The 12,934-nt window shown below is 59.3% G+C and carries 14 protein-coding genes; 10 read left to right on the forward strand and 4 right to left on the reverse strand.

From position 1 onward, the window contains the following. Positions 1-17: 17 nt before the first annotated feature. The 4 genes from PMI21_RS00695 to PMI21_RS00680 all read left to right on the forward strand — a co-directional run bounded on the left by PMI21_RS00695 (position 18) and on the right by PMI21_RS00680 (position 4,003). Positions 18-485: a hypothetical protein gene (locus PMI21_RS00695; protein ID WP_033064280.1), complete on the forward strand. Its 468-nt coding sequence runs from the start codon at positions 18-20 to the stop codon at positions 483-485. 166 nt (positions 486-651) lie between these two features. Beyond that, positions 652-906: a YkgJ family cysteine cluster protein gene (locus PMI21_RS00690; RefSeq protein WP_007942053.1), complete on the forward strand. Its 255-nt coding sequence runs from the start codon at positions 652-654 to the stop codon at positions 904-906. A 41-nt stretch (positions 907-947) separates the two neighbouring features. Further along, positions 948-1,550, forward strand: coding sequence for an START domain-containing protein (locus PMI21_RS00685; protein ID WP_007942054.1), 603 nt, complete (start codon positions 948-950; stop codon positions 1,548-1,550). A gap of 359 nt (positions 1,551-1,909) precedes the next feature. Further along, positions 1,910-4,003 (forward strand): LTA synthase family protein, encoded by a 2,094-nt coding sequence (locus PMI21_RS00680; protein WP_007942056.1) that lies wholly within the window; start codon positions 1,910-1,912, stop codon positions 4,001-4,003. Positions 4,004-4,063: 60 nt separating this feature from the next. Here the strand turns inward: PMI21_RS00680 and PMI21_RS29285 are convergent, their stop codons facing one another. After that, positions 4,064-4,222 carry a DUF3309 family protein gene (locus PMI21_RS29285; protein WP_177318308.1) on the reverse strand — a complete coding sequence of 53 codons (159 nt, stop codon included), beginning with the start codon at positions 4,220-4,222 and terminating at the stop codon, positions 4,064-4,066. 288 nt (positions 4,223-4,510) lie between these two features. Between PMI21_RS29285 and PMI21_RS00670 the strand changes: the two genes are divergently transcribed. The 3 genes from PMI21_RS00670 to csrA all read left to right on the forward strand — a co-directional run bounded on the left by PMI21_RS00670 (position 4,511) and on the right by csrA (position 6,062). Next, positions 4,511-5,326: an SDR family oxidoreductase gene (locus tag PMI21_RS00670; RefSeq protein ID WP_007942059.1), complete on the forward strand. Its 816-nt coding sequence runs from the start codon at positions 4,511-4,513 to the stop codon at positions 5,324-5,326. 64 nt (positions 5,327-5,390) lie between these two features. Further along, a complete protein-coding gene (locus PMI21_RS00665; protein ID WP_007942060.1) occupies positions 5,391-5,723 on the forward strand; it encodes a YnfA family protein in 333 nt (110 codons plus the stop codon). A gap of 153 nt (positions 5,724-5,876) precedes the next feature. Then, positions 5,877-6,062 carry a carbon storage regulator CsrA gene (csrA, locus tag PMI21_RS00660; RefSeq protein WP_007942062.1) on the forward strand — a complete coding sequence of 62 codons (186 nt, stop codon included), beginning with the start codon at positions 5,877-5,879 and terminating at the stop codon, positions 6,060-6,062. Between the two features lies 1 nt (position 6,063). Here csrA and PMI21_RS00655 read toward each other — a convergent pair whose 3' ends face one another. Continuing rightward, complete coding sequence (locus PMI21_RS00655) at positions 6,064-6,291, reverse strand: YheU family protein (protein ID WP_003199186.1); 228 nt, start codon at positions 6,289-6,291, stop codon at positions 6,064-6,066. 92 nt (positions 6,292-6,383) lie between these two features. Further along, the gene (gene mnmC / locus PMI21_RS00650; protein WP_007942063.1) at positions 6,384-8,366 is read right to left on the reverse strand and encodes a bifunctional tRNA (5-methylaminomethyl-2-thiouridine)(34)-methyltransferase MnmD/FAD-dependent 5-carboxymethylaminomethyl-2-thiouridine(34) oxidoreductase MnmC; all 1,983 of its coding nucleotides are present in this window, start codon (positions 8,364-8,366) and stop codon (positions 6,384-6,386) included. Between the two features lie 178 nt (positions 8,367-8,544). Here mnmC and pap point away from each other — a divergent pair, with 178 nt between their 5' ends. Further along, positions 8,545-10,068: a polyphosphate:AMP phosphotransferase gene (gene pap / locus PMI21_RS00645; protein ID WP_007942064.1), complete on the forward strand. Its 1,524-nt coding sequence runs from the start codon at positions 8,545-8,547 to the stop codon at positions 10,066-10,068. 105 nt (positions 10,069-10,173) lie between these two features. Beyond that, complete coding sequence (locus PMI21_RS00640) at positions 10,174-11,358, forward strand: thiolase family protein (protein WP_007942065.1); 1,185 nt, start codon at positions 10,174-10,176, stop codon at positions 11,356-11,358. Between the two features lie 117 nt (positions 11,359-11,475). Here the strand turns inward: PMI21_RS00640 and PMI21_RS00635 are convergent, their stop codons facing one another. Further along, a complete protein-coding gene (locus PMI21_RS00635; protein ID WP_007942066.1) occupies positions 11,476-11,670 on the reverse strand; it encodes a DUF6316 family protein in 195 nt (64 codons plus the stop codon). Between the two features lie 212 nt (positions 11,671-11,882). Here PMI21_RS00635 and PMI21_RS00630 point away from each other — a divergent pair, with 212 nt between their 5' ends. Beyond that, on the forward strand, positions 11,883-12,842 hold the full coding sequence (locus PMI21_RS00630; protein ID WP_007942069.1) for a DMT family transporter: 960 nt from the start codon (positions 11,883-11,885) through the stop codon (positions 12,840-12,842). The last annotated feature ends 92 nt before the right edge of the window (positions 12,843-12,934 follow it).

The following is a 12,934-nucleotide window of genomic DNA, read 5'->3' on the forward strand; positions in this document are numbered from 1 at the left end:
TTCGTGCCGTTGGGTCCATGAAACCGATTTTTCCTGCCGCCTGGTTATTGATCTGCCTGTTGATGACTTGTCATGCGGAAGGTGTCATGGCGGCTTCCGTTCAGGAAAAACCGACAGCCGCCGCAACCGCGAAAAAACCGGTGGCGGTCAAAAAAACCGCTCCGGCCACAAAGAAGGCTGCACCGGTCAAAAAGCGTTCTCCCATTGCTTCCAAGTCGAAACCGGCCAGTGAAGTGCTGAAAACCAAACTCCCTCCCGCCAATCTCGACTTGAGCTTGCCCAAGGATAAGGTCGACGAATTGAAACCGATCGGCACGGTACCGTTGCCTCGACACGATGCGGTGTTGCCGCAAATGTTCGGTGAAAAGAGCAGTCCGTTCCAGCTCAACGGTCGCCTGATCAGCAACGAAATGCAGCTGCAACGGCGCAATGAAGAGCGCCGGGAAGTTGAAGGCGCGGCGCTGGAGTTCGAGTTCAAGCAGTAATTTCCCCCTATTCGTGACCCCTGAAACAGACGCTTTGTCGGAGACTGGTCAGTCACGTTCGTTTGAGCGTAAAAACCCGGGCCCAGGTAATTTAAAACGACTGTTTTAGCCGTTACTCTGTGCCACGTCCCTTAAACACATTGCTCGTCGCGAGGAGCTTGTCGTCATGAGATGCCGTGAAGGCTGTGGCGCCTGTTGCATTGCCCCTTCCATCAGTTCGCCGATTCCCGGCATGCCCAATGGCAAAGCCGCCGGAGAACGATGCGTACAACTGTCTGCCGATAACCTGTGCAGCATTTTCGGCAAGCCGGAACGCCCCGCGGTGTGTTCGGCATTTGAGGCCGATGTCGAGGTTTGCGGAAGCAGCCGCGACGAAGCGATCAAATTGCTGGGCTGGTGGGAGCAAATGACGGCCGCGTGATGTGTTCAACGAACGGAACTTCAACAATAAGGAATAAGACTATGGGTTCGCTGCATCGTATCGCTGTGCTGTGTGGTTTGACGGTTTTGCTGGCCTCCACGGCCCAGGCCGAAGACTGGAAAACCGCCAAGGACGAGGACGGCATCAAGGTGTCCTTGAGTGAGGTGACCGGTTCCCAATACAAGGCTTACCGTGGTGTAACGATCATGAAGACCACCATGGCCAAACTGCGTGCACTGCAGGAAGACGTTCCGGGAGCCTGCGCCTGGATTCACGAGTGCAAGGTCCAGAAGCTGCTCAAGCATGAAGGCAACCAGAGCTGGACTTACACTCAGTTCAATACACCGTGGCCGGTGACTTCTCGCGATTCGGTATTGCATGTCACCACCGTTGACGGCGCCGATGGCAGCCTGACCCGCGAGCTGGAAGGGCAGCCGAAGTACCTTCCGGAAGAAAAAGGTTTTGTACGGGTTGCCCAGGTCAAGGGTTTCTGGAAGTTCGTGCCCAAAGGCGATCAAGTCGAAGTGACGTATCAGGTCCACACCGATCCAGGCGGCAGCGTGCCGTCGTGGTTGGCCAACAAGTTCGTGGTCGATGCGCCGTTCAATACTCTCAAAGCCCTGAAAGAACGCGCCGAGAAGTAACCGCGTATCCAGTTGATACGACCTGTTGAACAACGCCCCGATTTGATCGGGGCGTTTGCGTTTTTTACCAAGGGTTGGCTTTATTTTGTTTCCGGATATGCGTTGGACGAAATTTTCACAAAGTCTCCAAGACAATTCGCTCTCGCCTCAACGAGTCAACCCCGCAACTTTGCGCCACGCCTCTTGTCCCAGAGCGCTACAAGCGACAGTTGGGCTGCCGGACAGTAATCAATGGCAATGCCGCGGTTGATCGTGCAACATTTGCGCACCGCGCACGCCCCGGGGCCGAGGATGGCCAACAGAGGGCAAGGCGCCGCTGTATTTTTGAAACTTCAACTTCCAATGGGTCCTAAAACGACATGGCAAACCCGGACGCCCTGAATCAGCAGCGAGCTTCTAGTCGCCTGCTGCAACCGACCGTCAAATCGCATCTGGCCTACACGCTGTTGTGCGCCCTGATCATGATGGTCATGTTCAGCCTGCTGCGCGTCGCGCTGCTGGTCTACAACCGCTCGATGATCCTCGACACACCGGCTTCGACTTTCCTGGAAGCGTTCGCCAACGGCCTGCGTTTCGACTTGCGCCTGGTGGTTTACCTCAGCGTCCCGCTGCTGCTGGCCCTGTTCAGCGCCCGGGCCATGGCGGCCCGCGGGTTCTTCCGGCTCTGGTTGACCGTTGCCTCGAGTATCGCGCTGTTCCTCGGCCTGATGGAGATGGACTTTTACCGCGAGTTCCACCAGCGCCTCAACGGCCTGGTCTTCCAGTATGTGAAAGAAGACCCGAAAACCGTGATGAGCATGCTCTGGTACGGTTTCCCGGTAGTTCGCTATCTGTTGGCCTGGGCCGTGGGCACGTTGATTCTGACCCTGGCGTTCAAGGGCGCCGACCGCGCCACGCGTCCTCGCGGGCCGTTCAGCGGTGGCAGCATTGGCACGCGCCAGGTCGCTCCGTGGTATGTGCGCGGCGTAGTGTTCGTGGTCTGCCTGATGGTCTGTGTGGTCGCGGCGCGTGGCACCCTGCGCCAGGGCCCGCCGCTGCGTTGGGGTGATGTTTACACCACCGACTCGAACTTCGCCAACCAGTTGGGCCTCAACGGCACGCTGTCGCTGATCGCGGCGGCCAAGAGCCGGATGTCCGAAGATCGCGACAATATCTGGAAGGCAACGCTGCCACAGCCGCAAGCTCAGCAAATCGTGCGTGACATGTTGGTGATGCCGGACGAAAAACTGGTGGATGCCGATATCGCAGCGGTGCGTCGCGATTACATGCCGCCGGCCGACAAGACCCTTCCGATCAAGAACGTCGTCGTGATCCTGATGGAAAGCATGGCCGGTCACTCGGTGGGGGCCTTGGGCGCACCGGGCAACATCACGCCGTATCTCGACAAACTGTCGAAAGAAGGCCTGCTGTTCGATCGCTTCTTCTCCAACGGGACGCATACCCACCAGGGTATGTTCGCCACCATGGCCTGCTTCCCGAACCTGCCGGGTTTCGAATACCTGATGCAGACCCCGGAAGGCAGCCACAAGTTGTCCGGCCTGCCGCAGCTGCTCAGCGCACGTGATTACGGCGACGTGTATGTCTACAACGGCGATTTCGCCTGGGACAACCAGTCGGGTTTCTTCAGCAACCAGGGCATGACCAACTTCATTGGTCGTAACGACTTCGTGAACCCGGTGTTCTCCGACCCGACCTGGGGCGTATCCGACCAGGATATGTTCGACCGTGGTCTGGTAGAGCTCAAGGCGCGGGAAAACGGCAAGCCGTTCTATGCGTTGCTGCAAACCCTGTCCAACCACACGCCATATGCCTTGCCGACACCATTGCCGGTTGAACCTGTAACCGATCGCGGCAGCCTGAACGAGCATTTGACCGCCATGCGTTACGCGGACTGGGCAGTGGGTCAATTCTTTGAAAAGGCCCGCAAGGAGCCGTACTTCAAGGAAACCCTGTTTGTCATCGTTGGCGACCATGGTTTTGGCAACGAGCGTCAGATCACCGAAATGGACCTGGGCCGCTTCAACGTGCCGATGTTGATGATCGCACCGGGCATCCAGGAAAAGTTCGGCCAGCGTGACCACACCGTGGGCACCCAGATCGACATCGTGCCGACCATCATGGGCCGTATTGGTGGCGAAGTACGTCATCAGTGTTGGGGACGCGACCTGCTCAATCTGCCTGAAGGCGACACCGGTTTTGGCGTGATCAAGCCGTCGGGTAGCGAGCAGACCACCGCCATCGTCACGGCTGACCAGATCCTGGTGCTGCCGAAAGAAAAGGAAATGGCGCCGAAGATGTACCAGTACGAACTGGGTGCGACGCCTCACGCCGAGATCGTTCCGGATGCACCGCGTACAGCTGAGCTGAAGCTCAAGCTCGAAGCGTTCCTGCAAACGGCGACCAAGAGCCTGCTCGATAACACCGCCGGTGTGGTTAACGGCAAACCGGACTAAGTTTTTCCGGAATACAAAAGAGGCCCTTCACAGGGCCTCTTTTTTTTGCCGGTAAAATCTTCATATCTTGCCAAGCAACAGCAGGATCAATAGCACCACCAACACCGTGCCGATGATACCGGACGGGCCGTAACCCCAACTTCTGGAGTGCGGGAAGACCGGCAAACCACCTATCAGCAACAGGATAAGAAGAACGATAAGAATTGTGCCCATGTCTATTTCCTTGCTGGAAGCATTGTGGATTTGACTTGGCGTTTCAGCCGTTCAGCTGGACTGTATTAATCCGCGCTGCTTACAAAATCCGACTCGCGGCAATGAAAAATAATTCCAGGTTTTTTTAATGTTTTTGGACGGTACGCTTATTTCTTTGACAGCGTTTCGACGTTGAAACAACCGGACCGCGCCGTGGTTCATCGCTGGCCATTCAGCACTCTGATGGAGCGTGGGTCGCGCATTATCCTTCGCTACACTCGGTGCATCTTCCCCGGAACAACAAGGCTGTTTGCTATGCAAAATCGCATGATGATCACTGGCGCGGGCTCAGGCCTGGGTCGCGAAATCGCGCTGCGCTGGGCGCGTGAAGGCTGGCAACTGGCCTTGTCGGATGTCAGTGAGCCCGGCCTGCAGGAAACCCTCAAGTTGGTGCGCGCAGCCGGCGGTGACGGCTTCATTCAGCGCTGCGATGTGCGCGACTACAGTCAGTTGACCGCCTTCGCCCAAGCCTGCGAAGAGAAACTCGGCGGTATCGATGTCATTGTCAACAATGCCGGTGTGGCCTCGGGCGGGTTCTTCAGTGAACTGTCGCTGGAGGACTGGGATTGGCAAATCGCGATCAACCTGATGGGCGTGGTCAAGGGCTGCAAGGCCTTCCTGCCGCTGCTGGAGAAAAGCAAAGGCAAGATCATCAACATCGCCTCGATGGCGGCGCTGATGCAAGGCCCGGCCATGAGCAACTACAACGTGGCCAAGGCGGGTGTGGTGGCATTGTCCGAAAGTCTGCTGATTGAACTGGCCCACGAGGAAGTCAGCGTGCATGTAGTTTGCCCGTCGTTCTTCCAGACCAATCTGCTGGACTCCTTCCGTGGCCCGACCCCGGCCATGAAAGCCCAGGTTGGCAAATTGCTGGAAAGCTCGCCGATCACCGCTGCTGATATTGCCGACTACATCTATCGGCAGGTCGCCGCCGGCGAATTCTTGATTTTGCCTCACGAGCAGGGCCGCATGGCCTGGGCGATCAAACAGAAAGACCCGCAATTGCTCTACAACGAAATGACTGTGATGGCCGACAAAATGCGCGCCAAGGCCAAACAAAACGCAGGCTGAACTTGCCCGTGCGCAACACCGTCGCTAGGGTGGCCGCAATCGGTCATCCTCACGAGACGTTTGCATGCTCAATTACCTGTGGTTTTTCCTCGCCGCGCTGTTCGAAATCGCCGGCTGCTTCGCTTTCTGGATGTGGCTGCGCCAGGGTAAAAGCGTGTTGTGGATCATCCCGGCCTTGCTCAGCCTGACGTTGTTTGCGCTACTGCTGACCCGGGTCGAAGCGAGCTATGCCGGCCGCGCCTATGCCGCTTACGGTGGCATTTACATCATCGCGTCGATTGGCTGGTTGGCGGTGGTTGAGCGGATTCGTCCACTGGGCTCGGACTGGATTGGCGTAGCGCTGTGTGTGCTTGGGGCGAGTGTCATTCTGTTCGGTCCGCGGTTCTCCGCTTCCTGAAGGATCGGTCCTTCATTCAAGCGGTTTGTCGGACACGTCCGTCAGGGTGATGCAGCCTGCATTGTAGGGCGGGACTGTTTTGCGGCCGTTGCATTGAAGACCCGCTCTGCACCGGGCATCTTCAGGGACCGGTAACCCTGAAGGATGAATGCCATGCTTGTACTCAGTCGCGTTGTGGGCGAATTGATATCCATTGGTGACAACATTTCCGTGCGGGTGCTCGCCGTCAACGGAAGCAGTGTGCGCTTCGGTGTTGAAGCGCCACAGCAAGTCAACGTACACCGCGCCGAAGTCTACGAGCGCATCCAGATCAAACAGGCAAAAGCCAAAGTTCGTTGACTCAGTCGAACAGGTGCTTGGGCACGTCGTGCTTGAGCATCAACTGGCATTGCTCGCTTTCCGGATCGAAGACGATCAGCGCCTGGCCCTTGGTCAATGCCTGACGGACACGCAACACACGGGTTTCCAGCGGCGTGTCATCGCCGTTGTCCGTGCCGTCACGGGTCACGAAATCCTCGATCAGGCGGGTCAGGGTGTCGACTTCAAGTTGGTCGTGGGGGATCAGCATAAGGCACCTCGGTTAAACATTGGCGCGATGCTACGGCGAATGACAGGTTGCGGCTAGCCTGAGCTCATCTGTCGCCTGCACCCGGGTATCGCTCAGACTTTTCCGCGGATCAACTGGCGCAAGGCAAAACGGTTGGGATGGCAGGCTTCGGCCACCGCTTTGGGCAAGGGCAGCGGCTCGTTCTCAAGCCATGCCGCCAACAGCTCGCCAGACAATGGCGCGGTGATCAAACCGCGAGAACCATGACCGCTGTTGACGTAAAACCCATCAAGCCACGGGCAGGGCACATCGGGCACTTGCCGGGCATCTTTGCTCAGCGCGGCATAGGCATTGGCGAAGCTGGCCTGGTCGGCCAGTGGTCCGACGATCGGCAGGTAATCGGGACTGGTGCAGCGGAATGCCGCGCGTCCTTCAAGCTGCTGCGGGTCCAGGTCTTGAACATGCAGACGGGTGACCAGGTCGGTGGAGATTTCTTCGAGCAACGCCAGGTTGCCGAGGTGCTCGGCAACGGTCGGGGCCAGATCATCGCTCTTGAAATCGAAGCTGGCGCCAAGCGTGTGTTCGCCCAGACGTGCGGGTGCCACATAGCCTTCGGCGCAGACGACGGTCGCCAGGCTCTGGCTTTCGGGGGTTTGCGCCAGTCGGGTAATTTGGCCGCGAATGCGTTTGAGGGGCAACTCGGCGCTCTGGGGAAAACGCTTGATCTCGGCGGCGCCGGCCAGAATCACCACGGGCGCGCTGGCCAGCAGTGCATCGCCGTCCCAGGCCTGCCATTGATCCTCCACCTTGCGCAGTTCCACCACCTCGCGATGGGGCAGCCACTGAATGCTCGTTGAAGACGCTTGCCACTGGCACAACGCGGGTGGATGAACCCAGCCACCTTCAGGGAAGAACAGGCCGCCGTGCTCCAGTACGATGCCGGCTCGGGCCTGTGCTTGCGGTTGATCGAGCAGGTGCGCCAGGTCTGGCGAAAAGGCCGCAGCCAATTGCACTTGACGCTCGGCTTCCTTGGCATTGAAGGCCAGTTGCAAGACCCCGCAATCGTCCCAGTCGACGCCGCGCTGCAACTGTTCCAGCAGACGCCGGGTGTAACCAAAACCGCTGACGATCAATTGCGACAACGCCGTGCCATGCGCAGAAAGCTTGAGGTACAGCACGCCTTGAGGATTGCCCGAGGCTTCCTGCGCCAGTGCTTCGTGGCGCTCCAAAAGGCTCACTTGCCAACCCCGCGCGGCGAGGCTGGCGGCACTGGCACAACCGGCCAGCCCGGCGCCGATCACCAGGGCGCGGCGTTCGCCGGTCAGCGGGGTCGGGCGAGCGAACCACGGTTTTGTCGCGGCAGGAGGTGCGGTCTCTTCAGGCCAGCCGAGGAAGGTGCCCCGCAGGATCTCCCATTTGTGGCCGATGCCTGGCGTGCGCTTCATTTTGAAGCCCGCCGCGTTCAGCAGGCGGCGCACCCAACCGGTGCTGGTGAAGGTGCTGATGGTCGAGCCGGGTGCCGCCAGACGGGCCAGTTCGGCAAACAGTTCGGCGGTCCACATGTCGGGGTTTTTCGCCGGGGCGAAACCGTCGAGGAACCAGGCGTCGATCTGCGCGTCCAGTTGCGGCAACTGCTCCAGCACATCGCCGATCAGCAAGGTCAGGGTGACGCGGCCGTTGCCCAGCACCAGCCGCTGAAAGCCCTGATGGATCGCCACGTATTGCGCCAGCAGTTGATCGGCGAACGGCTTGAGCTCCGGCCATAACGCCAGGGCCCGTTGCAGGTCGGGGGCGCTCAGCGGGTACTTTTCGACACTGACAAAATGCAGCCGCGCACCGGCCACCGCGTGCTGTTCGAACAACTGCCAGGCACAGAGGAAATTCAGCCCGGTGCCGAAACCGGTCTCGCCAATCACCAGTCGCCCACTTGCCGGCAATGCGGCGAAGCGGTCACGCAAATCGTTTTGCTCCAGAAACACGTAGCGGGTTTCTTCAAGGCCCGACTGGTCGGAAAAATACACATCATCGAACACCCGCGAGCGCGGGCGACCTTGGTCGTCCCAGTCAAGCTGGGCGTGGGGCAATACAGGTTTCATGGCAGGCTCGGCAACGGCAAGGTGGCCATTCTAGCCGATCGCCGTGGCGGTGCTTGATCCATGGCAAAAGGCACGTTCGACCTGTCGCTGAAATTCTGCTACAGGGCTGCGATCTTTTGGCCATTTTTGCATCACCGCACACCTGCTAGTCTTGCTCAATCCTGGAAGGAGCGCGCTCATGTTCGAATCCGCCGAAATCGGTCATGTCATCGACAAAGAAACCTATGAAGCCGAACTGCCGGCGTTGCGTGAGGCCTTGCTCGAAGCGCAGTTCGAACTTCGGCAGCAACACCGTTTTCCAGTGATCATTTTGATCAACGGCATCGAAGGGGCCGGCAAGGGCGAGACGGTCAAGTTGCTCAACGAATGGATGGACCCACGCTCGATCGAGGTTCGTACGTTCGACCAGCAGACCGACGAAGAGCTGGCGCGACCGCCCGCCTGGCGTTACTGGCGGATGTTCCCGGCCAAGGGGCGCATGGGGATTTTTTTCGGCAACTGGTACAGCCAGATGCTGCAAGGAAGGGTTCATGGCGTGCTCAAGGACCCGCGACTCGATCAAGCCATCAACGGCGCCGAGCGGCTGGAGAAGATGTTGTGCGACGAAGGCGCGCTGATCTTCAAGTTCTGGTTTCACCTCTCCAAGAAACAAATGAAAGCGCGGCTCAAGGCGCTGGCCGATGACCCGCTGCACAGCTGGCGCATCAGCCCGCTGGACTGGCAGCAATCCGAGACCTACGACAAGTTCGTGAAGTACGGCGAACGGGTGCTGCGCCGTACAAGCCGCGACTATGCGCCGTGGCATGTGATTGCCGGCGTGGACGCGCGTTATCGGAGCCTGGCGGTCGGCAAGATCTTGCTCGAAGGCCTGCAAAGCGCGCTGAAGCGACCCAGGATTCATCCGGACAAAGTCAGTGCCGCGCCCTTGTCCCCCAGCGTCGACCAGGTCAACTTGCTCGACAGCCTCGATCTGACCCTGCACCTGGACAAGGACGATTACGAAGAACAGCTGATTACCGAACAGGCACGATTTTCCGGGCTGATGCGCGACAAACGCATGCGTCGCCACGCGTTGATCGCGGTGTTCGAAGGTAACGACGCGGCAGGCAAGGGCGGGGCGATCCGGCGGGTGGCCGCGGCGCTCGATCCACGCCAGTACAACATTGTGCCAATCGCCGCACCCACCGAAGAAGAACGGGCGCAGCCGTATCTGTGGCGGTTCTGGCGGCATATTCCGGCGCGAGGAAAATTCACCGTGTTCGACCGTTCCTGGTATGGCCGGGTGCTGGTGGAACGCATCGAAGGTTTTTGCAGCAAGGCGGACTGGTTACGCGCCTACGGTGAGATCAACGACTTCGAAGAACAGATCGCCGATGCCGGGGTGATCGTGGTCAAGTTCTGGCTGGCCATCGACAAACAGACTCAACTGGAGCGTTTCCAGGAGCGCGAAGAGATCCCCTTCAAGCGCTTCAAGATCACTGAAGACGACTGGCGCAATCGTGACAAGTGGGACGATTACCGCGCCGCCGTCGGCGATATGGTCGACCGCACCAGCACTGAGGTATCGCCCTGGACATTGGTAGAAGCCAACGACAAGCGCTGGGCGCGGGTCAAGGTTCTTCGCACCCTCAATGAAGCGTTGGAGGAGGCGTTCGAAAAGTCCGACAAACGCGAGAAGAAACTGCAAAAGCGCAAGCGCTGAGCCGATGGTTACGCATACGCCGGGTGAATGATTGTCGCGGTCAGTCATAGGGTGGACTTATGCTCGGTCCAACTCCTGACTGACAACAACAATGAGGTGCATGCCATGCGTGAAGTGGTGATCGTCGACAGCGTACGGACCGGCCTGGCCAAATCCTTTCGCGGCAAGTTCAACCAGACCCGTCCGGACGACATGGCGGCCCATTGTGTCAACGCGCTGCTCATGCGCAATGACGTCGACCCGGCCAGCGTCGAGGATTGCATCGTTGGCGCCGGCTCCAACGAAGGCGCCCAGGGCTACAACATCGGTCGCAACGTCGCGGTGCTGTCGCACTTGGGCATCGGCACGGCTGGCATGACCCTTAACCGCTTCTGTTCGTCGGGCTTGCAGGCTATCGCGATTGCCGCCAATCAGATCGCTTCGGGGTGCAGCGACATCATCGTCGCCGGCGGTGTCGAGTCGATCAGCCTGACCATGAAAAGCGTCAACACCGACAACCTGATCAACCCGCTGCTGAAAGAGCAGGTGCCAGGTATCTATTTCCCCATGGGCCAGACCGCCGAGATCGTCGCGCGTCGTTACAGCGTCAGCCGCGAAGAGCAGGATCTATACGCCCTGCAAAGTCAGCAACGTACGGCGATGGCGCAAGCCGCCGGGTTGTTCAACGATGAAATCGTGCCGATGGCGGTGAAGTATCGCGTTGAAGACAAGGCCACCGGCCAGGTGCAGATCCTCGACGGCATTGTCGATCACGACGACTGCAACCGCCCTGACACCACCCTGCAAAGCCTGGCCGGGTTGAAACCGGTGTTTGCCGAAGATGGCTCGGTGACTGCCGGCAACTCGTCGCAGCTGTCTGACGGCGCTTCGATGACGCTGGTGATGAGCCTGGAAAAAGCCCTGGCGCTGGGGCTCAAGCCCAAAGCCTTCTTTCGCGGTTTCGCCGTGGCCGGGTGCCAGCCGGACGAGATGGGCATCGGCCCGGTGTTCTCGGTGCCGAAGTTGCTCAAGGCCAAAGGGTTGCAGATGGCCGACATTGACCTGTGGGAACTCAACGAAGCGTTCGCCTCGCAATGCCTGTACAGCCGCGACCGGCTGGAGATCGATAACGACAAATACAACGTCAATGGCGGCTCGATTTCCATCGGCCACCCGTTCGGCATGACCGGTTCGCGTCAGGTCGGGCACATCGTGCGCGAGTTGCAGCGGCGTAACCTGCGTTACGGCATCGTTACCATGTGCGTGGGGGGCGGGATGGGGGCTACGGGGTTGTTTGAGGCGGTGCGTTAAACCCCGGAAGATTTGTTGTCTGATTAACCGCTATCGCGAGCAGGCTCGCACACATTGGATCTATGTCACTCAAGATCCTTGTGGGAGCGAGCCTGCTCACGATGAGGGCGCCACGGTTTACCGTTGCATCCGCAAAACCTGCATCCGCTCGATATAGGCCTGAATCTCTTTCTCGGCCGTCGCCGCATTATCGAACGGCCCCTCCAGGGTCTGTTCCCGGGTGGTGAAATACAACTCCCCATTGACACGACACAACCGGTCACAGCGAAAGTGCGTGGCGGGGGCGGTGTCCTGGGCGCGCATGCCGTACATGGCTTTCTCCTGTGGAATGCTGCCTGTTGGTGGTTTCAATGAGCTTATGCATGAACCCGTTGCAGCGCCCGGCCAGCTGATCGACGGCATTGCGCCAAATTATTGGTGCGACCTGCACAGTTTCATTTGCGGCCCGTCGGCAACTGTCCCTGTGTCGCGCTCCGGCCTGAGCCTAGAATGAGCGTTCTTGCCAATGGGGCTTCGGGGGCAGCATGCATATTTCATCGGGTCGCTGGGTGTACGGTTTATTCCTGGCCTTGCTGACCGCGTTGCTGTGGGGAATCCTGCCGATCAAACTCAAGCAAGTGCTGCTGGTGATGGACCCGATGACGGTGACCTGGTTTCGCCTGATGGTGTCCGGCGGTTGCCTGTTCATTTATCTGGCGGCGACCAAACGCCTGCCGAGTCGCAAAGACCTCGGCCCGAGGGGTGGCTGGCTGGTGTTGATGGCGGTACTCGGGCTGGTCGGCAACTACGTGCTGTACCTGATGGGCCTGAACCTGCTCAGCCCCGGCACCGCGCAATTGGTGGTGCAGATGGGCCCGATCATGTTGCTGATCGCCAGCCTGTTCGTGTTCAAGGAGCGGTTCAGCGTGGGGCAGGGGATTGGCCTGTTGGTGCTGTTGATCGGCTTTGCGCTGTTCTTCAATCAGCGCTTGAGTGAGTTGCTCACCTCGCTGACCGATTACACCGCGGGTGTGCTGATGGTGCTGTTGGCATCCACGGTCTGGACCTTTTATGCCTTGGGCCAGAAGCAGTTGCTCACGGTGTGGAATTCGTTGCAGGTGATGATGGTGATTTACCTGTTCTGCGCACTGTTGCTGACGCCGTGGGTGCATCCGCTGCAAGCGTTGCAACTGAGCCCTCTGCAAGGCTGGCTGCTGCTGGCGTGCTGTTTGAACACCCTGATCGCGTATGGCGCCTTCGCCGAAGCCCTGGCCCATTGGGAAGCTTCGCGGGTCAGCGCGACGCTGGCGATCACGCCGCTGGTGACCTTTGCCGCGGTGGCCGTGGCCGCGTGGTTATGGCCGGAGTATGTGCATGCCGAGCAGATCAATGGTCTGGGTTATGGCGGGGCGGTGCTGGTGGTGCTTGGGTCGGCGCTGGTGGCGTTGGGGCCATCGTTGATGGCGGGGCTTCGTGCCAGAAAGACCAAAATGGCGGTTGAATGATCGTTCCCACGCGCAGCAAAGGAATGCAGCCCGGGACGCTCCGCGTCCCAAGAGCGGACGCAAAGCGTCCATTGAGGCATTCCCACGCAGAG

The sequence above is a fragment of the Pseudomonas sp. GM18 genome (genome assembly GCF_000282195.1).
Classification (GTDB): domain Bacteria; phylum Pseudomonadota; class Gammaproteobacteria; order Pseudomonadales; family Pseudomonadaceae; genus Aquipseudomonas.